25 protein-coding genes are annotated in these 23,638 nt (G+C 40.4%); 21 read left to right on the top strand and 4 right to left on the bottom strand.

Annotation, left to right across the window (positions count from 1 at the left end):
* The first annotated feature begins 16 nt into the window (after positions 1-16).
* Positions 17-460 carry a YlbF/YmcA family competence regulator gene (locus tag ORD22_RS00910; protein ID WP_317643958.1) on the top strand — a complete coding sequence of 148 codons (444 nt, stop codon included), beginning with the start codon at positions 17-19 and terminating at the stop codon, positions 458-460.
* Between the two features lie 37 nt (positions 461-497).
* Here ORD22_RS00910 and ORD22_RS00905 read toward each other — a convergent pair whose 3' ends face one another.
* Complete coding sequence (locus ORD22_RS00905) at positions 498-1,376, bottom strand: glycerophosphodiester phosphodiesterase (RefSeq protein WP_317643957.1); 879 nt, start codon at positions 1,374-1,376, stop codon at positions 498-500.
* Between the two features lie 249 nt (positions 1,377-1,625).
* On the opposite strand from ORD22_RS00905, the gene ORD22_RS00900 reads away from it, so the two are divergent.
* Positions 1,626-1,898 (top strand): YlbG family protein, encoded by a 273-nt coding sequence (locus ORD22_RS00900; RefSeq protein ID WP_317643956.1) that lies wholly within the window; start codon positions 1,626-1,628, stop codon positions 1,896-1,898.
* Positions 1,899-1,912: 14 nt separating this feature from the next.
* Here ORD22_RS00900 and ORD22_RS00895 read toward each other — a convergent pair whose 3' ends face one another.
* A complete protein-coding gene (locus tag ORD22_RS00895) occupies positions 1,913-2,308 on the bottom strand; it encodes a DUF7147 family protein (RefSeq protein WP_317643955.1) in 396 nt (131 codons plus the stop codon).
* Between the two features lie 71 nt (positions 2,309-2,379).
* On the opposite strand from ORD22_RS00895, the gene ORD22_RS00890 reads away from it, so the two are divergent.
* From ORD22_RS00890 to coaD, 3 genes are read left to right on the top strand one after another with little or no spacing between them, the layout of a single operon-like run.
* Complete coding sequence (locus ORD22_RS00890; RefSeq protein WP_317643954.1) at positions 2,380-3,822, top strand: hypothetical protein; 1,443 nt, start codon at positions 2,380-2,382, stop codon at positions 3,820-3,822.
* 26 nt (positions 3,823-3,848) lie between these two features.
* Positions 3,849-4,373 carry a 16S rRNA (guanine(966)-N(2))-methyltransferase RsmD gene (gene rsmD / locus ORD22_RS00885; RefSeq protein WP_317643953.1) on the top strand — a complete coding sequence of 175 codons (525 nt, stop codon included), beginning with the start codon at positions 3,849-3,851 and terminating at the stop codon, positions 4,371-4,373.
* Between the two features lie 4 nt (positions 4,374-4,377).
* Positions 4,378-4,860 carry a pantetheine-phosphate adenylyltransferase gene (gene coaD, locus ORD22_RS00880; RefSeq protein ID WP_317643952.1) on the top strand — a complete coding sequence of 161 codons (483 nt, stop codon included), beginning with the start codon at positions 4,378-4,380 and terminating at the stop codon, positions 4,858-4,860.
* Positions 4,861-4,948: 88 nt separating this feature from the next.
* On the opposite strand, the gene ORD22_RS00875 is transcribed toward coaD, so the two are convergent.
* The gene (locus tag ORD22_RS00875) at positions 4,949-5,833 is read right to left on the bottom strand and encodes a hypothetical protein (RefSeq protein ID WP_317643951.1); all 885 of its coding nucleotides are present in this window, start codon (positions 5,831-5,833) and stop codon (positions 4,949-4,951) included.
* A gap of 128 nt (positions 5,834-5,961) precedes the next feature.
* On the opposite strand from ORD22_RS00875, the gene ORD22_RS00870 reads away from it, so the two are divergent.
* A complete protein-coding gene (locus tag ORD22_RS00870) occupies positions 5,962-7,008 on the top strand; it encodes a SepM family pheromone-processing serine protease (RefSeq protein ID WP_317643950.1) in 1,047 nt (348 codons plus the stop codon).
* 1 nt (position 7,009) lies between these two features.
* Here the strand turns inward: ORD22_RS00870 and ORD22_RS00865 are convergent, their stop codons facing one another.
* Entirely contained in the window at positions 7,010-8,209 is a 1,200-nt protein-coding gene (locus tag ORD22_RS00865) for a nucleotidyltransferase (RefSeq protein WP_317643949.1), read from the bottom strand.
* Positions 8,210-8,335: 126 nt separating this feature from the next.
* Here ORD22_RS00865 and ORD22_RS00860 point away from each other — a divergent pair, with 126 nt between their 5' ends.
* From ORD22_RS00860 to murD, 15 genes are all read left to right on the top strand, one after another.
* Positions 8,336-8,866, top strand: coding sequence for a YceD family protein (locus ORD22_RS00860; protein ID WP_317643948.1), 531 nt, complete (start codon positions 8,336-8,338; stop codon positions 8,864-8,866).
* Positions 8,867-8,890: 24 nt separating this feature from the next.
* A complete protein-coding gene (rpmF, locus tag ORD22_RS00855) occupies positions 8,891-9,064 on the top strand; it encodes a 50S ribosomal protein L32 (protein ID WP_317643947.1) in 174 nt (57 codons plus the stop codon).
* A gap of 106 nt (positions 9,065-9,170) precedes the next feature.
* Entirely contained in the window at positions 9,171-9,932 is a 762-nt protein-coding gene (locus tag ORD22_RS00850) for an enoyl-CoA hydratase/isomerase family protein (RefSeq protein WP_317643946.1), read from the top strand.
* A 136-nt stretch (positions 9,933-10,068) separates the two neighbouring features.
* On the top strand, positions 10,069-10,284 hold the full coding sequence (locus ORD22_RS00845) for an acetyl-CoA carboxylase biotin carboxyl carrier protein subunit (RefSeq protein ID WP_317643945.1): 216 nt from the start codon (positions 10,069-10,071) through the stop codon (positions 10,282-10,284).
* 66 nt (positions 10,285-10,350) lie between these two features.
* The gene (locus ORD22_RS00840; RefSeq protein WP_411567605.1) at positions 10,351-11,853 is read left to right on the top strand and encodes an acyl-CoA carboxylase subunit beta; all 1,503 of its coding nucleotides are present in this window, start codon (positions 10,351-10,353) and stop codon (positions 11,851-11,853) included.
* Between the two features lie 53 nt (positions 11,854-11,906).
* Positions 11,907-12,806, top strand: a complete 900-nt coding sequence (locus ORD22_RS00835; protein ID WP_317643943.1) for a ketopantoate reductase family protein — start codon at positions 11,907-11,909, stop codon at positions 12,804-12,806.
* A complete protein-coding gene (locus ORD22_RS00830) occupies positions 12,803-13,174 on the top strand; it encodes a DUF3397 family protein (RefSeq protein WP_317643942.1) in 372 nt (123 codons plus the stop codon). The genes ORD22_RS00835 and ORD22_RS00830 overlap by 4 nt, the downstream gene beginning before the upstream one ends.
* Before the next feature lie 96 nt (positions 13,175-13,270).
* Complete coding sequence (gene bshC, locus ORD22_RS00825) at positions 13,271-14,887, top strand: bacillithiol biosynthesis cysteine-adding enzyme BshC (RefSeq protein WP_317643941.1); 1,617 nt, start codon at positions 13,271-13,273, stop codon at positions 14,885-14,887.
* A gap of 369 nt (positions 14,888-15,256) precedes the next feature.
* The gene (gene mraZ, locus ORD22_RS00820) at positions 15,257-15,688 is read left to right on the top strand and encodes a division/cell wall cluster transcriptional repressor MraZ (RefSeq protein WP_317644190.1); all 432 of its coding nucleotides are present in this window, start codon (positions 15,257-15,259) and stop codon (positions 15,686-15,688) included.
* 17 nt (positions 15,689-15,705) lie between these two features.
* Entirely contained in the window at positions 15,706-16,638 is a 933-nt protein-coding gene (rsmH, locus tag ORD22_RS00815) for a 16S rRNA (cytosine(1402)-N(4))-methyltransferase RsmH (protein ID WP_317643940.1), read from the top strand.
* Between the two features lie 17 nt (positions 16,639-16,655).
* Positions 16,656-17,024, top strand: coding sequence for a cell division protein FtsL (ftsL, locus tag ORD22_RS00810; RefSeq protein WP_317643939.1), 369 nt, complete (start codon positions 16,656-16,658; stop codon positions 17,022-17,024).
* A 32-nt stretch (positions 17,025-17,056) separates the two neighbouring features.
* Positions 17,057-19,246, top strand: a complete 2,190-nt coding sequence (locus tag ORD22_RS00805) for a penicillin-binding protein (RefSeq protein WP_317643938.1) — start codon at positions 17,057-17,059, stop codon at positions 19,244-19,246.
* Between the two features lie 74 nt (positions 19,247-19,320).
* A complete protein-coding gene (locus tag ORD22_RS00800; RefSeq protein ID WP_317644189.1) occupies positions 19,321-21,216 on the top strand; it encodes a penicillin-binding transpeptidase domain-containing protein in 1,896 nt (631 codons plus the stop codon).
* A gap of 52 nt (positions 21,217-21,268) precedes the next feature.
* Entirely contained in the window at positions 21,269-22,240 is a 972-nt protein-coding gene (mraY, locus tag ORD22_RS00795; protein WP_317643937.1) for a phospho-N-acetylmuramoyl-pentapeptide-transferase, read from the top strand.
* A complete protein-coding gene (gene murD, locus ORD22_RS00790; protein WP_317643935.1) occupies positions 22,241-23,590 on the top strand; it encodes a UDP-N-acetylmuramoyl-L-alanine--D-glutamate ligase in 1,350 nt (449 codons plus the stop codon).
* Positions 23,591-23,638 lie beyond the last annotated feature (48 nt).

Genomic DNA, 23,638 nt, shown 5'->3' with positions numbered 1-23,638 from the left:
GGAGGTGCGGCAAGTTATGATGATGACGGATGAATGGATGCGTGTCATCGATATGGCGGAAGAACTTTCCGATATGCTGCTGCGTTCTGAGGTTGTGAAAACCTATCGTGACGCATACGACCGTGTGTATTCAGATGCTGATCTACGGAAAGAGATCATAACGTTTAATAAAATGAAAGAACAATATGAAGACGTCCAACGTTTTGGACGTTACCATCCGGATTATAAAGTGATTATGAAGGAAATTCGCCTTCAAAAAAGAGCATTAGATTTGCGAGAGGAAGTTGCTGCTCTACGTTTAGCGGAAAACGATGTCCAGTCGCTGTTAGATGAAATCGGTAGAATGATTGGGCAATCTGTTTCCGAAGCAGTGAAGGTACCTGCTGGCGACGGTGTGTTTACTAATAGTTCATGTGGCGGCGGATGTGGCTCAGGAGGGAGCTGCTCCTGCTCGGCATAAATCTCCAAAAGAAAAACCCTGCATTTTTTTGCAGGGTTTAGTTTTGGTTACAATAAGCTAATACTTTGTCAGGTGTACTTGTGATAAACCCGTCAATATCTAGCTTAGTTAACTTTTGCATAGTAGACGTCTCTGATACTTCATAAAACACGGCAATATTTAATTGTTTTAGGAAATTGACGAATCCTTCCGAAGCGAATGGGAATACACCGAACTTTTCTGGTAAACAAAATAAATCAGCTGTTGGTTTATATAAATGACCAAAGGCACTACTATATGCAACATAGGCTTTTTTTATTTCTTCGCTACCCGCACCGAGTGCAACTGAGTTTTGAGCATACAAATTAAACCGATCGATTTGTTCGTCGTATATGCTAGTCACAACAACACGCTCCGCTGCATCCAACTCTTTTAGTAGCCGCCACAATTTCGAAGGAATCAAGCTACCTTCATACGTATCAGGTGAATCACTCATAGAAATGATGATAAGTAACTGAGGAAACTTAACTAATAGTTCTCGTAACGAAATAATTTGTGAAGAACTATCTGTAGTAGAAGAATCTAATTGTTCAGCATCCATCTCATATTCATCTTTTATTTCAGCAAGTGTGTAGTCTGCAATTTCAATAGAATATAATAGGTCTGTGCTCGGTACTAGTAGGATTTCTTCATCTTTTGTAAGCTGTACATCTACCGCAAATCCATGCACACCTAAATCGGCAACATTTGTATACGATGAAAGCAAATGAACGGAAGAGTCTTCAGCAATATGTACATCTGCTACTACAGCTATTTCAGAAAATTGCAGCGCTTTCTTTTCAGTCCGCGGTTCTGGTTTAACAACCACTTTGGACGCTGCCCATGCAGCAACACTTGCTGCTCCCACTGTTAACGCAACTTTTGTTTTTCTGCCCACTTTAAAAAACCTCCTCAGTAGCTGGTCTTACCCATTGTCTTTTCTTCACCCAGTGTACGGAGTGAATATAAATATCTAACCTAGTGTAACCTATTCATTGAAAGGTACGCAATACTCGACGTATGATATTCGTCCGACAAAGAATGACGTTTCTAGCGTATGATAATATAATACGAACATTCGCCATGCAAGGTTGCAGGCCTTTTCTAACATATGGTATTGTATGGAGTAAGAAAGAGGGGGAGAATTATGATTGATCGGCAAGGAATTATTGTCTATCTCCATCATTTAAAACAAGCAAAATCATTGCGCAAATTTGGGCATGTTCATTATATTTCTAAAAGAATGAAGTATGTCGTCTTGTATTGTGATATGGCTGATGTAGAAGGAACGATAAGCAAATTAGAGCGTTTATCTGCTGTGAAAAAAGTATTGCCTTCTGAGCGTCCTTTTGTTAGCACAGTGTATGAAAATGCGAAGCCAGACAAAGCGAAAGAATACGATTATAAAACAGGTTTATAATCGTATTTTTTTGATTACTTAAGTGGTGGCAGTAAGTGATTCAATCGTAAAATGCCGGTGATGTACTGATAATACAATTCATTCTCGGCAAATTGAGAAGAATGTTTCACTTCTACTCGGACGGGGTGTAAGTCCAGTGATTTCGCATGTGCCATAAACAAATCATAGCGTTTGGATGGTTTATTCGCTGTTAATTTTATACCTTCCCTACAAATATAGATAGGCATAAAGTTGCTATCTGCTGTAGCAGGTGTTAAGGATACTGCAAGTGAAATTTTTTCAATTTCACCATCTTCGAATGCGAACACATAAGCCTTAAAAATTCTATGGGAGTTTGTAGACATTATTTCGAATAACTCATAAATATCACTATAACCTTCCCCTAATTCGATAAAACGTTGTTGGATCATAATCAAGCGCTTCCTTTCAAGCAATTAGTAATGGTTCGTATCCATCATACCATGTGATGAGGTGTTGTACTTTGAAAGCTATAGTGAGGATTTTATTTCTTTTGGCGGCAGTGAATGGGGGACTCATCTATTTACATTATAGTCAATTTGCAAATGCAAATGAGGAGAATGCGCAACTAGCTAATTATCGTCAAGAAATTGAAGTCATCAATCGGGCGGATGGATTGTATATCCGACATCACTTTTATAATTTGTCTGCGGGCAGATATGAAATTATTTGGCCAAAAGGAAGTATTGATCAAGGGTGTCTGACGGAGGAATCCGAGTCTTGTTCCCGATTAAATGAATCCGGTATCGCTTTTGACGAAGGAGAACGTGGTCAGCAGTCTATCACGTATAAGTTACCGAAGAAAGAGCCTTTAACAGGGCGTAAATTATTTAAAAATCCTTTTGTGTTATTAAAAGGTGCTAAGCCATTAACCACAGTATTTCATATGACAGACGAACAAAATATTGGCGGCATGTGGGTGAATGGCCTTGAACAGGTGGGAATAGCGGATAAAGAACGCATATCGTATCGTCTTTATCGCGGTGTCGGTTTCGTCAATGAATTGTATTGGCAGCCACAAGCGCTTCCGATTGCGTATTCATCCAATAAATTAACAGTCTACGGTGAAGGGATAGATAAAGAGCAGATTGATCAAATGGAAAGCATGATTGAAGGAGTTGGTGGTGATCATGTAAGTGTAGTTCTATCGCCACGTAATCAGCCTTTATATACGCAACGTTTTGTTGTAGAGAAGACGGAGCATATGAATCAGGTAGTAAAACAAGTAGCTAGAATGAGTGTGCAATCACGCTTCGTCCTATTAGCTGATGAGCCTTCTATGAGCAGTATGCTAGCGTCGCTCCTCGCTGACCAAGCAGTAGGGACAAAAGCGGAACAAGGCGTGTACAATCGTCTGAAAGAATCTCTCACAGAAGAGCAATATGAAACATTTCGACAAAAAGTCCATTATGAAATCGGCCATAAATTATCCGCTGAGAAACTGGACAACTTCCTGTTAGGAATCACAGGGTTTGAATCACAGTATTTCCAAAAAACGATGCGTGAACAGCGTTACAGCTATCCGTTTTTATTATTGGATGCACGAAAAGTGCTAGTTGACGGCGAGTTAGTACCAAAGGCGAAGGTTGTTATACAGGATGGCAAAAGCTATTATCCGGCAGATTTGTTGTTGATGAAAATGGGTTACGAAGTCACATCGAATGAACAATCGATCTATATTAAAAGTCCGAAACGTAATTATCGGTTTTCTAAAATTCAACCGTTCTACGTAATGGATGATCGAAAATTCGACTATAGAGAAAAACCGTATACAATGATCAACCAAACATTATATTTTGATGAAAATTGGTTTAGGCGTATTTTCTTAGTGCTAATTGAGAAGACCGATGAATCGATTGCAGTCGAACAAATTGAAAAGCTGATAAAGGAGATGGAAAAAGAGTGAGAGTCATTTCCGGTTCCAGAAAAGGTATGGCGCTTAAGTCTTTACCAGGCATATCTACAAGACCCACGTCGGATAAAGTAAAGGAATCATTATTCAACAGAATAGGTCCGTATTTTGATGGTGGAACTGTCGTCGAATTATTCGGTGGCAGTGGATCCATTGCAATCGAGGCATTATCACGGGGCATGGAGCAAGCAGTAGTATTCGAGAAAAATGCTAAAGCTTGCGCTATCATTAAATCAAATGTTGAAAAATGTCGGCTGGATGATCAAGTACATATAGAAAGAAAAGATGCACGGCAAGCCGTTGCGATTCTACAGCAAAAAAATGTCGTAATTGATTTGTTATTCGTAGATCCTCCCTACGCAGAAGTAGCATACTATGATGGGATTAGAGATCTTGTGAGCCAAGGATTACTGTCTGAAGAAGCGACAATTGTTTGTGAGCATGAGAAAAAAGTAGTATTGCCTGATGCGTATGAATCCTTTATACGAGTAAACTCTGCAATCTATGGAAATACAGCTATCACTATTTACGAGAAAAGAGGTTAATGGTATGTCAAGAATCGCAATTGTTCCAGGAAGTTTTGATCCGGTGACGAATGGTCATCTAGATATTATACAACGAGCAGCAAAGACGTTCCCGGAAGTGCATGTGGCGGTGATGAATAATTCATCTAAAAAGCCTTTATTTACAGTGGAAGAGCGAATTGCCCTTATACATAAAATCACGTCGCAATATGGAAATGTTACGATTGATTCATCATCAGGCTTACTAATCGATTACGCGCATGAAATCAAGGCATCGGTGATCGTTCGTGGCTTACGAGCGATTTCGGATTTTGAGTATGAAATGCAAATTACGTCGATGAACCGAGTGCTTGATGAAAGTATTGAGACATTTTTCGTTATGACGAAAAGTCAATATTCATTCTTAAGTTCGAGTATCGTTAAAGAGGTCGCTCAATATGGAGGAGATGTCTCGACACTCGTGCCGCCACATGTTAACGAAGCCTTAAAGGAGAAGTTTAGCAAGTAATAAAATGTATAAAATACGCAATACTTATGTAGTGGTTATGATGGAACGTTTATCATAACCATTTTTCTATTTGACAATCGATGAAATCTTAATACATCCATAGAAACAGTAGGGGCACGAGAATGATGTTCCAAGCTCTTCCGGCGATGTAGGGTAGTATACTTATGCTTGCACCCTTTGCGAGCGTCATGACTTGCATGTGGATGCTCAGGCCGTTGATAGAGATGATGGCTGCAATCAGTAACGGGTAGATTGTAGCCCCGCTGAAATATTCTGTAGCTGCTTGAACGCCAGATGTCATTTCAAAAACGGCTAATAACAAGGTTTTTGTAATTTCCATATCAACAGGGAAAATAGCAGAAACTACATGGGAAAGGACATTTCCCAATGAAGAAAAGAAAATTACAGTCGTCGCAACTAATAAAATGACAGATGAACTATCTTTAATCGAGCTTAAAAGCGGTGAGGTTCTCGGATCAAATGGAATCGCTTGCTGAGTTTGTTGCATGGGCTGACCTTGTAAAAAAAGGATAGATAACAAAAAGAACACGACATTCGCCAAATGAATAGCAATAAGCAGTTTCCATCCACTGGCTACACTTCCGAGTAATTCATTGCCAACAAACCCGATGATGAACATCGGACCAGGTGCATGACAAGCGGCTAGCAATAAGCTACTTTCTCTCGGTGACAGTTCACCACTTCTTTTCATTTCACTGACCGTAACAGCTCCCACTGGGAATCCTCCAAACGAACCGAGAACATATGCTTTTATGTATCTGCTCCATTGGCTCTTCTGCAGTCGGTTAGTAGGCATTTTTAATAGCCATTGTGTCAAAATGATGTAAGGCAACAAATAAGGTAATAAAGCATGGAGGAATAATTGAGCACCAGAAACAGCTCCTTCATGCGCAACGTCAGGCTGGATGATAAATAAAATAATTAATGCCCAAATGATCGTCACGTTAATCATAGGTCTATGTGGCGAATAGAAAAATGGCTATGCATCCTTCGCTCCCCTTCCTATTTTTTGTACTTCATTGGAATCTACCGTAATATATATGTTGGATTCGTACAGGCTATTAATGGAGGTGTGCTTTTATGAAAATGCGTAAATGGGGTATATTGACGATCGTGCTAGTGTTGGTGGGGATTCTTGGACTTTATCCGTTAGATATGTATATTTCGCGTCCGGGTGGTGCGTATGATTTAGCACCGCTTGTCGAAGTAGTGGGAGGAGACGAAAACGATCAAGGGACATTTAGTTTAATGACAATTGCTATTGGAAAAGCAACACCTATCACGTATGCTTATTCAAATTTCACAGATAAAATGAAATTGTTACCCGCTGCTAAGGTTCGACGACATGGCGAGAGTGATGAAGAATATGCTATACGTCAAAAGAAATTGATGACTGATTCGAAGATGCATGCGATTTCAGTAGCATTTGACAAAACGAACTTGCCAATCGAAAAGATTTTCAAAGGGGTATTTGTAGTAGGTGTGTTGCCAGACGGTGCAGCTGCTGGGAAGTTACAAGTGGGCGATGTCATTCAAACAATTGATCAAAAGCAGTTGGCATCTACCAAAGACTTTATAGATGAAATTGGGTCGAAGCTAGCAGGACAAGAAGTTGATTTACAAGTGAAGCGCGGAAAACAAGTGATGCAAATTGCGCTGCAACTTAAGGAATTACCTGGAACTGATCATCGTGTAGGGCTAGGTATTCAATTTGAAGAGCAAATCGCCTTACAAACTGAACCGAAAGTCGATATCCATACGGAAGATATCGGTGGCCCGTCAGCAGGTCTCATGTTCACGCTAGAGTTGATGAATCGGTTGTTAGACGAAGATCTAACGAAGGGTTATAATATCGCTGGAACAGGTGAAATTCTTGAGGATGGGACAGTTGGGCGCATTGGTGGAATTGACTTCAAAGTGATGGCCGCTGATCGTCAGGACATTGAAATTTTCTTTGCGCCTGACGATGAATTGCCTGCTGAAGTAAAGAAGAAAAATCCCCAACTTGTATCGAATTACGAAGAAGCAAAAGCGACTGCTGAGAAAATTGATACGCGCATGAAAATCGTCCCCGTCAAAACAGTAGATGATGCTTTGCGCTATTTAGAAAAGCTACAAGAGAAATAAGTTACCGCATAATAGGTGGCGTGCGATAATCTAGACCGGGAGCGGGTGCAGATTGAATGCCGAATAGGTAAATATCTGTGCTTTTACAATCCATTAGTAGCGATGGGTCGGATAACGAAGCGACTCTACTAACAAGCGGTAACTGCATTTGTTTTTTTACGTTGCGTAAATACGTTCTTCCTGACTGTGACATACCGAGTAGTCGAATATAAGAAGGACTGTTTATCTGCTCGCGTGTAGATTTACGATAGCCGGTTAAAATATGGACCAGCATGCGTTGAATTCTTGTCCATGTGTACCGTTTAGATTTAACAGCTTGCATGAAACATTGAAAAGTCGCTTGTTCTTTTGCTGCTTTGTACAATGAGAACTCAATACCTTCTGTCACGTCAGCAATTTCTGCCAGACGTTGTGGTTCTTCGCGAAGAATCGTGTAGCGCAATAGAGGATAGAGTTGATCCCAATTTTGAAAACCATGTCGAGCCGTCCAGTCTTTTAGCAAATGAAAAGAAGACGCCGGCATATAGAGCTCTACATCTTGCGTCGAATAACTTTGTAAAAGCTTTTTACGAATACTCGTTGCGCTTGCTATTGAGTCTGCAGGTAGTGAGGTATCATGATAATGACTACCAGTTCGCTCAATCGTCACGGGAACCATCGTGGATTGAATCTCCTGTGCCGCTTGCATATAATGAAAACCTAAAATATTATTTGGTTCCGATAAATCAGCCAATGGTAAAGTAGTATGCTGTGAGATCACGTCATAGCCCGCGCGCAATGCTCGTGGATAGCTAAGTCCTTCTTGCATCGCATCTTGGATAGTTTGTTCATATACTTTGGATTGCGAATGAATCAATTCTAAACTATTGGTAAAAGGGGCTATGGAACCTTCCTCACTGCCAAAGCAGTAATAATCACATTGAAGTGCATCAAGAAGTTCTATTGCGCCTTTTGCAAATTGTGGCGCATGTGCAGTAGCAAATGCATATGGCAATTCGATGACAAGATCAGCGCCGCTTGCGAGAGCCATTTCTGCTCGTGTCCATTTATCGACAATAGCAGGTTCACCCCTTTGCAAAAATTGCCCGCTCATGACAGCAATGATAATATCGGCAGTTGTTTGCTTTTTTGCTTGTTGTAAATGATATAAGTGTCCATTATGGAATGGATTATATTCGACTACAATTCCGGTAGCTAGCAATGGAATCCTCCTTTGTACTTGCGTATAATGAATTATAACGTTAAGCTTGTTGAAGTGACAAGAAAATATCTTGACATCCTTTATTTTAAATACTATAATCAACATTGTTGTCTTGAGGTGATAGACATGAAATGGTCCATTCATCAATTACGGAAACATAGGCAAGGCCCGCTACTGCTTGACGAAGTAGTAAATTTAGATTCCGTTAAAAAACGGAATGAAGAAATTAGGGCAATTCAGCCTGTTCGAGTAAGCGGAACATGTTCAATTGGTGAGAAAAAGTTAACATGCCAGCTTCGGCTAGAAGGTTCAATGATTTTGCCTTGTGCACGTACGTGGGAAGATGTCAATTATCCCTTCTCTATAGAATCAGTTGAGCAATTCAGTTGGGACAAGGAGACGCTTCAAACGGATGATGAAATTCATCCAGTTGAAGGGGAAATAATTGATTTTATACCTGTATTGGAAGAACTTATTTTACTTGAAATTCCGTTGCAAGTATTTTGCGAATCAGCAGATGAGATGCAACAGGTAGAAGGTAAAGGTTGGTCCTATACAACCGATGAAGAATTGGAAGCGCAACGGCTAGAAGCAGAAGAAACAGTGGATCCTCGCTTAGCGGGATTGGCTAATTTTTTTGAAACCGATAAAGAGTAAACCCTTATAAGGAGGTGCCCCCCAATGGCAGTACCAAAGAGAAGAACTTCTAAAACGAAGAAAAATATGCGTCGAACTCATTTGAAACTTGAAACGCCAGGTATGACTACTTGCGACAACTGTGGCGAAATGAAGTTGGCACACCACGTTTGCAAATCATGCGGACACTACAAAGGAAAAGACGTTGTAGGCGAATAATTTATATTTAGCATAACGTTTAGAAGACTACCTTGAGACCATGGCTCAAGGTAGTCTTTTTTGTTTTCTGTAAAAATGGTATGCTACATAAAAAGGGGGAGTTTTTGTGTCTTATTCTATCGTGATCGATCAATCAATTGCCTATTTTACAATCGAACGTCCTGCTATGCGAAATGCGGTAAACTATGAAATCATGGAAGGGTTGGAGAAGTTTCTAGAGCAAATCCAAGATGATCCAGAGATTTCATTTGCCGTCATTACAGGTGAAGGGGAGTTAGCCTTTTGTTCTGGAGGAGATTTGAGTGACTTCCACGGCTTCCAGACAGCGGAAGAAGCGTTTACGATGTTGAGTAGAGGAGCGAGTATTCTTTATCGAATCGCTACTTTACCGATGCCGACCATTGCTTTAGTGAACGGTGCAGCAGTAGGTGGAGGCTGTGAGTTAGCTACTGCATGTGATTACCGATTAATGGCAACACATGCAAAAGCAGGCTTCATTCAAGGAACATTGGCGATTACATCGGGGTGGGGAGGTGCAGTGTTATTATTCGAGAAGAATGCACCGCATGATCAACTTCTTCAGTTAACTAGTAGAGCGAGCGTTTATTCAGCAATGGAAATGAAAGATCTCGGATGGGCTACCGAAGTCTATGATGGAGATGCTCAATCTGCACTAGAAAAATTTTTAGCACCTATGCTTAACATTCATCGCAACGTACATCGTGCCTATAAATCCATCGCGACGAGAAAGTGGAAAGCACATGATCTTGAGCAGGCGATGCAAGAAGAAGCGCGTGTTTGTTCTGTACTATGGGAAAGTGATGCCCATCATGAAGCGGTACAACGATTTTTAACTAAAACAAAGTAAAGTTTAGACCCCGAATCGCATATACTGTCGGGGTCTGCTATGTATTTCATTTGTAAACGGTTTCAAAAATAAGTTACACTTACTGTAAGAACACCTTTATCAAAAGTCGAACCATTACATTTTGGGGAGTGATTGTATGCAAGAAGTAAAAGCAGCGATGGCAGGTACTATTTTTTCAGTAGATGTTAAAGTGGGAGATGAAGTTAAAAAGGGGCAAGTTGTGATCATCTTAGAGTCAATGAAAATGGAAATCCCTTTAGAAGCTGAAGTAGATGGTACGGTTACGTCAATCAATGGAACGGAAGGCGATTTTGTAAACGAAGAAGATGTGTTGGTTACAATCCAGTCGTAAGGAAAGGTGGAGGGGTACTTGACAAATGATACTACAAAAACAGCGTATAATGAAAAGTTAGAAGAAATCTCCACTCGCGTATTGGCTGGCGGTGCTGAAAAATATCATCAGAAATTAGAAGAACAAGGTAAATTATTCGTCAGAGAACGTTTACGCTTGCTGTTTGACGAAGGACAGTATGTAGAGGACGGAAAGTTTGCCAATTGCGAAGCGGATGATCTTCCGGCAGATGGTGTCGTAACAGCTACGGGTAAAATTGACGGACAGACAGTATGTGTTATGGCTAATGATTCAACTGTTAAAGCGGGTTCGTGGGGGGCGCGAACAGTCGAAAAAATTATTCGCATTCAAGAAACAGCGGAAAAGCTACGTGTTCCTTTATTATATTTAGTAGACTCCGCGGGCGCACGTATTACAGATCAATTAGAAATGTTCCCGAATCGCCGAGGGGCAGGCCGGATTTTCCATAATCAAGTTCGATTATCTGGAATGATTCCACAAGTCTGTCTGTTATTCGGACCGTCTGCAGCAGGTGGTGCGTATATTCCTGCATTTTGCGACATCGTTATTATGGTTGAAGGAAATGCATCAATGTATTTAGGATCACCGAGAATGGCAGAAAAAGTTATCGGGGAGAAAGTGACACTTGAGGAAATGGGTGGCGCACGTATGCATTGTACAGTCAGTGGCTGTGGCGATGTATTAGTGGAAAATGAAGAGCAAGCAATCGTTGAAGCGCGTCGCTATTTATCCTACTTCCCGGCGAATCACGAAGCGCCGAGTAAGCACACGAAAGCTAAGGATGCTAAAGAAGGTCGCTCATTAGAAGAAATTATTCCGGAGAATCAAAATGCACCGTTTGATATGTATGAAGCAATCGATCAATTGGTTGATGAAAACAGCTTGTTTGAGATAAAAAGACTATTTGCAGCAGAAGTCATCACTACACTTGCTCGTATTGATGGTCGTCCAGTCGGAATTATTGCGAATCAGCCGAAAGTAAAAGGTGGCGTTCTATTCGTCGATTCAGCGGATAAAGTGACGAAGTTTATCACGCTATGTGATGCGTTTTCCATTCCGTTGTTATTTTTGGCAGATGTACCTGGCTTTATGATCGGGACGAAAGTAGAGCGACAAGGAATCATTCGACATGGTGCTAAGTTGATTATGGCAATGAGCTCAGCTACCGTACCGAAGATTTCAGTAATCGTTCGTAAAGCATACGGTGCAGGGTTGTACGCGATGGCAGGTCCAGCATTTGAACCGGACGTCTGTATTGCACTCCCGACTGCGCAAATCGCTGTCATGGGTCCTGAGGCAGCAGTCAATGCGGTTTACTCTAATAAAATCGAAGCGATTACCGATCCGAAAGAGAAAATAGCGTATATTAAAGAAAAACATGAAGAATATAAAGAGGAAATCGATATTTACAAAATGGCATCTGAGTTGATCATTGATGAAATTGTAGCGCCACATAGTCTTCGTAGTGTACTAGCTACTAGATTTGCATACTATGAAACGAAAGAAATTAAGAAAACTTCGAGAAAACATCCCGTATATCCTGTATAATAGAATCAATCAAGAGACGCCTTTGAGGGGTCTCTTTTTTAAGGGGTGAAATTATGCGGTTTGTAGTTGTAGGTGCGGGTTCGATAGGTTTACTAATCGGTTCCTATCTAGCGCAGAATCAAGCGGATGTAACATTTTGGGTACGGCGAGAAGAGCAAGCTAGGCAGTTGCGAAGTCGCTTGATTAGACAAGATGATACGGATTCCGAACATAATTTCCATGTACAGGCAGTCGTCAATCCTGAAGAATTGCCGACCGATGCACTATGGATCATTGCAGTGAAATATGATGCTTTACATAACGTTTTGCAAACGATTAGTACATTACCTAAACAACCTGATTTACTCTTTATTCAAAATGGTATTGGTCATTTATCGCTTATTGATCAATACACACTTGGTCATGTATCTTTTGCTACGGTTGAACATGGCGCGCAGCGAGTGGATGAACATACTGTCCGCCATAATGGAATCGGCCCGATCATCATTGCTACGAATGAAAAAATAGCACCGACGATCGAATGGTTACAAGCAATTGAATCGGAAAATTTCCCCATTCAGACGCAGGACGATGCGGAAAAGCTTCTTCTTAGAAAAGTGTTGATCAATTGTGCAATTAATCCATTAACGGCAATTTTGCAAGTTAGAAATGGACAATTGCTTGACAATTCGCCAATTCACTTGCTGTTCCGACAGCTATGTGAAGAGTTGCTTAGCAATTTTCCGGAAGTAGAAGATGTTCTCGTTTATGATGATATTGCCAGGGTTTGCCGTAAGACGTCGTTCAATCAATCCTCTATGCTAGTCGATCGGTTAAAAGGGAATACGATGGAAATTGAAACAATCATTACCGCGGTTTTGAGAAAAGTTAAACAAAAAGGAGGGCATGCTCCTATCTTGCACATGCTTGAGAATATGCTACTTGGTATAAATGGGAGAGGACATAACGAATGATGGTGACAATATTTAGCGGATTATTATTATTTCCGTTCGCAATTTTAGTTTTATTATTGATTATTGCAAAAAAGATCCGTATTAAAAAGTCTAAACGATTTGGCTTGGCGGTTGATGTAACGACTCCTTTTTTAGTGCTGACCGTTTTAATTCTCCTTCGTGCGATTTGGGATCAGTGGTTTGTTTTTTATATAATAGCTGTATTTTGTGTAGTAGCGATTATACTAGCGACTATTGAACGATCGAGAGCAAAGGAATTCCGCATGCTTCTCGTTTTGCGGAAGACATGGAGGGCATATTTTTTACTTATGGCAGTTGCTTATATTGTGTTAATCGTAATCGGTATTACGCTACAGATTATACGATAACATGAAGGGGCCTAAAGCTTCGTAAGCGTATCAATTCAACCTGCCTGAATGAGATGATATACTTGCGATAGTATTCGACATAAAGGAGTTTGTGAGATGCATCTGGACACAATTGAATTGCCCAAAAAGAACAAATTAATGGAAGCTTATACACGTGATTCGCTGTTTTTTCATAAATTCTTTGATTATGAAGTGACCACTGCAGGATATGAAAATCGTGCGAAAGAACTGGCAATGCGTTCGTTTCAAAGGGAAGAACTAGCCTCAGTTATTGAACAATATATGCAACCATTCGAAATTTCTAAACTAGCTACGCAACATATAAAAGAACTTTCTTCGGATGCTCTTGTTGTCATCGGCGGACAGCAGGCAGGCGTTTTAACGGGCCCTCTATATTCTGTTCATAAAGCGATCTCTGTCATTTTATTAGCTCGTCAACAAAGAGAGAGGCTTGGGAAACCGGTAGTGCCAGTGTTTTGGATTGCTGGAGAAGATCATGATATTAATGAAATTAATCATACATATACTGCGAAACAAGGGAAAGCGATAAAACAGCAATTTAAACAACCGACCATCTTGAAAACGATGGCTTCTGATACGATCTATGACCAAAAAGAAATGGCTGCTTATATTCGAAAGATTTTCAAAAGTTACGGTGAAACGTCTTACACGCATAAGTTATTGCATGGTGTATTGCAATCTGTTGAAGAACAGCAAACGTACACAGGTTTCTTCACGTCCCTCATCAATAAATTATTCGCAGAATATGGCTTGCTGTTGATAGATGCAGCATATCAGCCGTTACGTCAATTGGAATCAGCGTATTTCTCGCAAATGATTGAAAATGCTCCTGCTATGGCTACAAGCATTTATGCTACAGAACAACAATTGCATTCGATGGGATATGGTAAGCCGATTGAATCTGAAAAAACAGACGCTAATTTGTTTTATGTTCATGACACAGGCAGGGTGCTGTTAAAAAGAAGCGGCGGCATGTTTGTCAATAAACAGGCCGGACTATCGTTTGCAGAGCAAGAAATGCATAAGATTGCCGCGGAACGACCATGGCATCTAAGCAATAACGTAGCCACTAGACCGCTAATGCAAGATCTTGTATTTCCGGTACTAGCATTCGTCGGCGGACCAGGAGAAATCGCTTATTGGTCATTATTGCGACAGGCCTTCCACACACTAGGAATTAACATGCCTGTGATTGTGCCAAGATTATCAATTACGCTAGTGACGAGACAAGCACAAGAAGCGTTGAAACGGACGGAGTTAACGGTCAATCAAGTGCTTGAACACCAATTGCCATGGGTTCAGGAAAAGTGGTTAAACGAGCAACGCGATGAACGGTTTCATCAAATGCTTATGGAAACTAAACAACAACTCGAAGTGCAGTATGAAAAAATCCAAAAACATTTGGAGTCGACAGACCCTGGGATGTTGCCAATGCTTGATAAAAATCTACAGTTCCACACGAGCCAATTCGACTATTTGGAAAAAAAGAAGGAGCAGTCGATCCTGTTAAAACACCAGGTGCAAAACAATAGATACAATACGCTCAATGAGCAATTACTCCCTGACGGCTCCCTACAAGAGCGGCTGTACTCACCATACTTTTTCATCAATCAATTCGGAGAAGGTTTTATCGACGAATTACTGAAACAACCGTACCGCTTCGATGGCTCACATCAGCTAGTTTATTTATGAGGTTACATGAAATCAAAATACTAACGTGCTCTACTAATTAGTTAGTAGCGACGGATAGATACGATCAGAGTACAAGTGTTGATTATAAGACGAACTCCCACTAATTTCAGTGGGAGTTTTTTGATGGATTTAACTAAGGAATGTCTCTTTCTGATACGAAAGACATTTTTATGCGAACGGCGTTCTAAAACAACTTAAAAAAGCCTGAGAAACGTTTGGTATCATGAATAAAATAAGCGAAATTACTCGAAGGTAAAGAGAAAGAAGTACTATTGACACATTTTGAATAATAAGCAAAGAAAAACAGTCTAGTGGGTGGAGGAAAGTGGGGGGATGTGGTACATTATTTCATACAGTGGGGTGAAGGATATGTTCATGGGTGAGTATCAACATTCAATTGATATGAAGGGTCGTCTTATAGTTCCTTCTAAATTTCGGGAACTATTGGCTGAAGGCTTTATTTTGACCCGTGGATTGGATAATTGTTTATTCGGATACCCGCTGGATGAATGGCAAAAGCTTGAAGAGAAATTGAAAGCTTTGCCGGTCACGAAACGAGATGCGAGAGCATTTACTCGATTTTTCTTCTCAGGAGCTACAGAAGCGAGTCTTGATAAGCAGGGGAGAGTAAATATTCCTGCTAATTTACTCGAGTTCGCGAAGATTGAGAAGGATTGTATGATTATTGGTGTATCTAGCCGTATTGAGATCTGGTCAGCAGAACTTTGGGCAGCATACTACGAGGAATCAGAGGAATCGTTTAATGACATTGCAGAAAACCTTATTGATTTTGATTTTTGAAAGCAGGCGGTGTAATTTTGTTTAACCATACAACAGTTTTATTGCATGAGGCCGTTACAGGCTTAGATGTAAAAGAAGATGGCATTTACGTAGACTGCACACTTGGTGGGGCAGGTCATAGTGAAGAAATTGTCAAACTTCTTTCGTCCAATGGAAAATTAATTTGCTTCGATCAAGACATGACAGCAATTGAAGCGGCGCAGAGCAAACTAGAAAAGTACGCGGCACAAGTACACTTTGTCCACGCGAATTTTAAACAATTGAAAAGTGAATTAGCAAAGTTAGATATTACAGAAGTGGACGGCATCCTATATGACCTTGGTGTTTCTTCACCACAATTGGATACGCCGGAAAGAGGTTTTAGTTATAACCATGATGCACCACTTGATATGCGGATGGATACAACAGCGTCATTAACAGCATATGAAGTAGTCAATGAATGGTCATATGCAGACCTCGTTAGAATATTCTTCCGCTATGGCGAAGAAAAATTTTCTAAGCAAATCGCTCGGAAAATTGAGCAAGCGCGTGAGGAAGCGCCTATACGAACGACAGCAGAGTTAGTGGAGCTTATTAAAATGGGCATTCCAGCGGCCGCAAGAAGAACTGGTGGCCATCCAGCGAAGCGCGTCTTCCAAGCGATTCGTATTGCAGTGAATGATGAACTCGGAGCAGCCGAGCAATCATTAACCGATGCGATTACTTTACTGCGTGCAAAAGGTAGAATCAGTGTCATCACTTTCCATTCACTAGAAGATCGATTATGTAAAACGATTTTTAAAGAAGCGACATCGATGCCTGAGTTACCACCAAACTTACCAATCATACCTGAAGGAATGGAACCGGATTTAAAACTCATTACAAGAAAACCAATCATTCCATCCGATGCAGAAATAGAGCATAATAAACGTGCTAGATCAGCAAAACTACGAATTGTTGAGAAAATGTAGAAAAGGGGAATCCAATCATGGGATTAGAACAAAGGAAACTATACACTTCATATACACCAGAAATCGTTCAACCGACTGAAACAGAGCAACCGGTAGTTCGTCGTGTCAAAAAACGTTTCTCGAAAGGTGAAAAAATATTGTTCACTTTATTTGCAGCATTTACAATTGGATCTTCTTCTATGCTTTTACAGACGCATTCTGAATTGAACGCTGTAAATAAAGAAGTGCAATTGATGAATTCTGAAATTGAAAAGACTGTAAAACAAAATACGGAATTGTCCATCCAAGTGAGTGATAAATCAACACACGAACGCATTTGGAAAAAAGCACAACAAAGTGGCCTGAATCTTAATGAAAGTAATGTCAAGGTCGTGCCTGGACGATGAAGAAGTTTCGCTTTCAATGGGGAGCCTTTCTAATGTTTGTAGTATTCGGAGGGCTCTTTTTTATATTATTCGGCAGAATTCTTTTTATTCAGCTGACAGGCCAAGTCGACGGAAGAGAACTGGCGAAAATTGCTGCGAGTCAATATGAGAAAAAAGCAGAGTTGCATGCGAATCGCGGGGCAATTGTCGATCGAAATAATCAAGAGATTGCGTCGGACACTCTAAGCTATCACGTAGTTGCTGTATTGAATGAAAAAGCTAGTAAGAACAGCAAAAGGAAATATCATGTGGTGGATTATAAAGCTACTGCAAAGGTATTGGCTAAGTATTTACCGTTAAAAGAAAAAGAAATTTACGATAAGATGAAAAATGCTAACCCTGGTGCATGGCAAATCGAGTTCGGTCGTGCAGGAAAAGATTTGAATCATGAAACAGTACTAAAAATGAAGGAAGAACTCGATAGTAAAAAATTATCGGGTATTTTGTTTGTAGAAGGAAAGAAACGATTTTATCCAAATGGACGCTTTGCTTCATATTTAGTTGGATTTGCTCAAAAGGTTGAAACGGAAGACGGCAAAGTCGAAACTAAGGGGAAGATGGGGCTTGAAAAGACGTATGATAAGCAATTAACAGGTGTTAACGGCAAGGTGAATTATCTATCTGATGGTTGGGGTTATGTATTACCGACAGCAAGTAAACAAGTGGAAGCACCTAAAGACGGTCATACAATCAAATTGACTATTGATAAAACAATTGAAAATTTCGTTGAAGAAGCGATGGATCAAGTAGAAGAAGAGTATGAACCAGCAAAAATGTTAGTTCTCGTATCTAATCCAAAGACTGGTGAAATATTAGCTATGAGTCAACGACCAACATTTGATCCAATGACAAGGGAAGGGTTGACGGAGAACTGGCTTAATGATGCCGTGGAACAAACGATTGAACCAGGTTCACCGATGAAAATGTTTACTCTCGCAGCCGCGGTGGAAGAAGGTAAATGGGATCCAGATGCATATTTTAAATCGGGATCTTATAAAATATATGATCAAACGATTCGGGATGTGAACCAAGTCGGTTGGGGAACTATTACATTTCTAGAAGGGCTACAACGTTCTTCTAACGTAGCTATGGCTTACTTATTAGAAAGAATAGGCGATCGGAAGTTTATTGAATACGTTCATGATTTCGGCTTTGGCAAACCTGTAGGTATTGATTTGCCGAAGGAAGCGAGTGGTGTCGTATTAGATAATTACGCAGCGGAACGACTAACTACTTCGTACGGGCAAGGTTCTACAGTGACGCCACTACAAATGATTCAAGCGGCTTCAGCAATCGCAAATAATGGTGTCATGATGAAGCCTTATGTCATTGATCAAATAATAGATCCAAATACGGATAAAGTAATAGAAAATCATGAACCAGTAGAAAGCGGAAAACCTATCTCGGAAGAAACAGCGAAAAAAGTACGTGAAATCTTAGCTACTACAGTTACTTCCGAAAACGGTACTGCACAAAAATATCATCTTCCCAACTATGAAGTAGGTGGGAAAACAGGTACAGCAGAAATTCCGAAAAAAGAAGGCAGAGGTTATATGTCTGGTTTCGGAAACTATTTGTACTCATTCTTAGGAATGGCACCGATTGATGATCCACAATTATTGGTCTATGTAACGGTTCAACAACCAAAGTTAAAGGCTGGTGAATTAGGTTCAGATCCAGTGTCTAAAGTCTTTAATCCAATTATGGAAAACAGTTTAAAGTATTTGCATATCGCACCAGATGATGAAGCAGAAGTGCCGGTAGTGATTGTGGGCGACTATGTCGGTGAGGATTCAGAAACGGTTACGGACAAGATTCATCAAGATGGTCTTCAGACTGTAATCATCGGTGAAGGTGGGCTTGTTACTGAACAGTTGCCTGCAGCGGATACCAAACTTATTGAGAATGCAATCGTCTTGTTGAAAACAGAAGGGGAAACATCACTTCCAGATTTCAGTGGTTGGTCTAAAAAAATGGTGTTATCCTTCAAACATCTTTCAAAGCTTGATATTCGTATCAATGGAGAAGGTTACGTCACAGGTCAAAGTGTAACTAAAGGAACGAAGGTAAGTGCAACGGATCCAATCGTTATTGAGATGCGCACACCGGAAGAGCAATACAATGAACAGAAATCTAGAGAGCAACAACTAGAAGAGGATGAAGAGCAAATCATTGGCGGCTAATGAATAGGGTGCATAGTAAATACATACCTTAGTAGAAAAACAAAGGTAGTGAGTCATTGCGGTCTTTCATTGATATGCAGTCGAAGAAGCGTTTACGAGCAGCTTTTATTATATTCTTCATTAGCATGCTGCTCGTTGTAGGCAAACTGTTCCATGTGCAAATCATTAAACATGAATGGTTAAAAGAAAAGGCGAAAGAGAATTGGGATCGTGAAATACCGTTTGGGGCTATGCGTGGTGATATTAAGGATCGTAACGGCCAGTTAGTAGTAGGTAATAAATTAGCTCCTACGCTGTATTTCATGCCATCTCAAAATCCGGACATATCTAGTTCGATACCTGCCATTGCTGAAATTCTCAACATTTCTCCTGAATTATTGGAAGAAAAGATGAAGAAAAAAGAATATATGGTGAAACTAGCTCCTGAAGCTAAAAATATTACAAAAGAACAAGCAGACGAAATTACGAAATTACAAGTTGCGGGTCTGTATGTAGGTGTTGATTTTGTTAGAGAGTATCCATATGATGACTTGCTTGCACGATTGCTCGGCTTTACTGGCTATGACGGGAAAGGGTTAGCTGGGATTGAGTATGCATATGACGAGATTCTAAGTGGTGTTGGTGATAAAATTAGATTGTTTACGGATGCTAAGGGAATTCCTTTGCCACATGTCGAAGATGGGTTTGAGCATGGCAAGGAAGGGTCTTCTATTCTACTAACAATCGATTTGAAGATGCAACAAATTGTGGAACGTGAACTGATCCAAGCGATGGAGAAGTATGATGCTACGCAAGCGCTAGCTATTATTATGAATCCGAAAACAGGGGAGTTATTATCACTAGCATCTGTACCAGGTTTTGATCCGGAAAATTATCAATTGACAGACTCAACGATTTATAATCGAAACTTGCCTGTCTGGATGACTTATGAACCTGGATCTACATTCAAAATTGTCACATTAGCTGCTAGTTTGGAAGAGAAAGTCATTAATTTAGAAAATGAAGGCTTTTATGATCCGGGCTATACTATGGTCGCAAATGCACGTTTACGTTGTTGGAAACGTGAAGGACATAAAGATCAAACCTTCCTTGAAGTGGTAGAGAATTCTTGTAACCCAGGTTTTATCACGATGGGTCAGCGCTTAGGTAGTGAAAAGTTGGATCGTTATATTCGTTCCTTTGGTTTTGGTGCAACGACTGAATCGGGTATTGCAGGGGAAGCGAAAGGGATTTTGTTTTCTAAAGAAGCTTTCGGTCCCGTGGAGCAAGCAACTACTTCATTTGGTCAAGGAATTTCAGTTACGCCAATTCAGCAAGTTCAAGCTGTAGCTGCCGCCATCAATGGCGGAAATCTTTACAAGCCGTATATCGTAAAAGCGATCAAAGATTCGGAAGGTAAGACAATACAGCAGTTTGAACCAGAATTAAAAAGACGAGTTATTAGTGAAGAGACATCTAAACAAGTACGATATGCGTTAGAATCTGTTGTTGCTAATGGGTCGGGGCGTAATGCATTTGCGGATGGATTGCGAATTGGTGGGAAAACTGGAACGGCTCAAAAAGTCGTAGATGGCCGCTATAAAGACGGTGACTATATCGTCTCGTTCATTGGATTTGCACCAGCTGATGATCCGGAACTATTAGTCTACGTAGCGGTAGATAGTCCTAAAAATTCTATTCAATTCGGCGGAGTCATCGCGGCGCCTATTGTTGGACGAATTATTGAAGAAACAGCATCAATCGCAAAAATCGAAAGAAGAAAAGATCAGCTTGAAAAAGAATATAGATGGGGAGATGCGATTACATTTCGTTCGCCGGATTTACTTGGCGTGACCGAAAAGGAATTGCTTGCTCAAAATTACACGTTCAAGATGCAGTGGCATGGTAAAGGTAAAAAAGTCATTCGACAATTACCGGCGCCTCACACGTTAATGACCGTGGAAGATACCATTCATCTTTATTCAGAATAGTAAACACAGTGCATACGCTGTGAAGGAATTGAAAGTAGAAGGAGAACTTATCATGACACTCGGTACGACAGTCACCACAATCGCTGTAGCATTCTTTGTTTCAGCGATTGTCGGGGTGATGATCATCCCATTACTTAGAAGGTTGAAATTTGGTCAAAGTATTAGAGAAGAAGGTCCAGAAGCGCATAAGAAAAAAGCGGGTACGCCGACAATGGGCGGGCTGATCTTTCTTATATCCATATTGATTTCAACACTTACTTTATCTTACATAAATGATACGCTGACAACTCATACGATTGTACTGTTGATTGTATTAGTAGGTTTTGGGTTTATTGGCTTTTTGGATGACTTTATAATCATCATCGCAAAACGGAACTTAGGTTTAACTTCCTTGCAGAAACTAATAGGGCAAATCATTATCGCCATTGTTGCGTTCTTCTTGCTGAAGTTAGGTCCATTTGAAACAACGGTCACTATTCCATTTACAGACTTTGGTATGGATCTCGGCGTATTTTATGTGGCGTTCTTAATATTTTGGCTTGTAGGCTTTTCAAATGCGGTCAATTTAACAGATGGATTGGATGGATTGGTTGGCGGCACTTCGACGATTGCCTTTGCGACGTTTGGTGTTTTCGCTTTAATCTATGAGCAAAACGATATTGCATTGTTTGCCTTTGTTGTATCAGGCTCGATGCTTGGATTTTTATTATTCAATATTAAACCTGCTAAAGTGTTCATGGGTGATACTGGCTCACTAGCGCTTGGTGGAGCTCTTGCTATGTTATCGGTGTTGATCAAACAAGAGTTGTTATTGCTTGTAATCGGTATTGTCTATGTAGTTGAAACGCTTTCCGTCATCATTCAAGTGATCAGTTTTAAACTTACTGGAAAGCGCGTCTTTAAAATGAGTCCAATTCATCATCATTTCGAATTATCAGGTTGGTCAGAATGGAAAGTTGTTATTGTATTTTGGGGAGTTGCATTATTGGCTGCTCTTGTACCGGTCTTTTTGGAGGTCATGTAAATGAAGAACACAGAACAGTTTATAGGGAAACGTGTACTCGTAGTTGGTTTAGCTAAGAGTGGAATGGCTGCGGCGGGTTTACTTCATCGTCTAGGAGCAGAAGTAATAGTTAATGATGCGAGACCGCTCGAAGGAAACGAGGAAGCGGCAACGCTACAGGCGCTAGGGATTGAAGTTATTGGTGGAGGTCATCCGAGCGATTTATTAGAACGTGGATTTGACATCATTGTAAAGAATCCTGGAATTCCATATAGCAATTCATTAATTACACAAGCTCTAGAACGAGGACTTCGTATTTGGACAGAAGTCGAACTGGCGGGGCTGATTAGTGAAGCGTCCATTATTGCGATTACAGGTTCAAATGGTAAAACTACTACGACGACACTGCTATATCACATGCTAAATATAGGTAAGAAAAAACCACTGATTGCGGGTAATATCGGGACGGTCGCTTGCACAGTAGCGGAAAAAGCAAAAAACGACGAAGTCATGGTGCTTGAAGCATCGTCATTCCAATTAGCTGGAACAGAGAATTTTAAACCGCATATAGCTATCTTTACAAATCTTTACGATGCGCATCTCGATTACCATGGATCTACTACGGAGTATTTGGACGCTAAATTACAAGTTGCTCGTAATCAAACAGCAGAAGATTTCTTGATCTACAATAATGATCAAGAAATCGTTCGTTCATCTGTAGAGACTATGCATGCTCAAAAGATTCCTTTTTCAACAGAAGGCAAAGTGGTTGAAGGGATTTCAGCAGATGAAGAATGGATTTACTGGTTAGGTGAACCGTTCATCTCGACAAAGGAGATTAAATTGCCAGGTCGTCATAATTTGGAGAATATATTAGCGGCAACTGCTGCAGCTATTCTTACGGGATGTAAAAAGACCGCTATTGAAAATGTTTTAAGTTCATTCACAGGCGTGCGACATCGTATGCAATTTGTACGTGAGTTTAATGGACGTACTATATATAATGACTCGAAGGCAACGAATACATTGGCTACTAAGAGTGCTATATCTTCATTCAAACAACCGGTTATTCTCATTGCGGGTGGGTTAGAACGTGGGCACTCATTCGAAGAGTTGCGACCGCATATGAACAATATACGAACCGTCGTAGCGATTGGAGAGACCGCTGAGCGTTTTACTGAGTTTGCTAAATCATGCGGTGTTGAACAATCATTGCTTGCCACTACGATGGAGGATGCTGTGAAAGTAGCGTATGAGTCTAGCAGTGAAGATGATGTGATTTTATTATCGCCAAGTTGTGCAAGTTGGGATCAATATCCAAGTTTTGAAATACGAGGAGACCAATTTATTCATGCAGTAATGAAATTGTAAATAGCTTGTAATACGTAAAGCGTATACTAGAAAAACGACTGATAAATT

This window comes from Sporosarcina sp. GW1-11, from assembly GCF_033088395.1.
Classification (GTDB): domain Bacteria; phylum Bacillota; class Bacilli; order Bacillales_A; family Planococcaceae; genus Sporosarcina.
Note: the sequence above shows the minus strand (reverse complement) of the source record. Positions and strands in the feature narration are given on the sequence as shown.

Excerpts from the sequence above, each read along its gene's own strand:
- ORD22_RS00910 (WP_317643958.1), top strand. The coding sequence starts at position 17 with ATGATGATGACGGATGAATGGATGCGTGTCATCGATATGGCGGAAGAA.
- ORD22_RS00900 (WP_317643956.1), top strand. The coding sequence starts at position 1,626 with ATGATTGATCGGCAAGGAATTATTGTCTATCTCCATCATTTAAAACAA.
- ORD22_RS00895 (WP_317643955.1), bottom strand. The coding sequence starts at position 2,308 with ATGATCCAACAACGTTTTATCGAATTAGGGGAAGGTTATAGTGATATT.
- rsmD (WP_317643953.1), top strand. The coding sequence starts at position 3,849 with ATGGCGCTTAAGTCTTTACCAGGCATATCTACAAGACCCACGTCGGAT.
- coaD (WP_317643952.1), top strand. The coding sequence starts at position 4,378 with ATGTCAAGAATCGCAATTGTTCCAGGAAGTTTTGATCCGGTGACGAAT.
- ORD22_RS00875 (WP_317643951.1), bottom strand. The coding sequence starts at position 5,833 with ATGATTAACGTGACGATCATTTGGGCATTAATTATTTTATTTATCATC.
- ORD22_RS00870 (WP_317643950.1), top strand. The coding sequence starts at position 5,962 with ATGAAAATGCGTAAATGGGGTATATTGACGATCGTGCTAGTGTTGGTG.
- ORD22_RS00860 (WP_317643948.1), top strand. The coding sequence starts at position 8,336 with ATGAAATGGTCCATTCATCAATTACGGAAACATAGGCAAGGCCCGCTA.
- rpmF (WP_317643947.1), top strand. The coding sequence starts at position 8,891 with ATGGCAGTACCAAAGAGAAGAACTTCTAAAACGAAGAAAAATATGCGT.
- ORD22_RS00845 (WP_317643945.1), top strand. The coding sequence starts at position 10,069 with ATGCAAGAAGTAAAAGCAGCGATGGCAGGTACTATTTTTTCAGTAGAT.
- ORD22_RS00835 (WP_317643943.1), top strand. The coding sequence starts at position 11,907 with ATGCGGTTTGTAGTTGTAGGTGCGGGTTCGATAGGTTTACTAATCGGT.
- ORD22_RS00830 (WP_317643942.1), top strand. The coding sequence starts at position 12,803 with ATGATGGTGACAATATTTAGCGGATTATTATTATTTCCGTTCGCAATT.
- bshC (WP_317643941.1), top strand. The coding sequence starts at position 13,271 with ATGCATCTGGACACAATTGAATTGCCCAAAAAGAACAAATTAATGGAA.
- mraZ (WP_317644190.1), top strand. The coding sequence starts at position 15,257 with ATGTTCATGGGTGAGTATCAACATTCAATTGATATGAAGGGTCGTCTT.
- ftsL (WP_317643939.1), top strand. The coding sequence starts at position 16,656 with ATGGGATTAGAACAAAGGAAACTATACACTTCATATACACCAGAAATC.
- ORD22_RS00805 (WP_317643938.1), top strand. The coding sequence starts at position 17,057 with ATGTTTGTAGTATTCGGAGGGCTCTTTTTTATATTATTCGGCAGAATT.
- ORD22_RS00800 (WP_317644189.1), top strand. The coding sequence starts at position 19,321 with ATGCAGTCGAAGAAGCGTTTACGAGCAGCTTTTATTATATTCTTCATT.
- mraY (WP_317643937.1), top strand. The coding sequence starts at position 21,269 with ATGACACTCGGTACGACAGTCACCACAATCGCTGTAGCATTCTTTGTT.
- murD (WP_317643935.1), top strand. The coding sequence starts at position 22,241 with ATGAAGAACACAGAACAGTTTATAGGGAAACGTGTACTCGTAGTTGGT.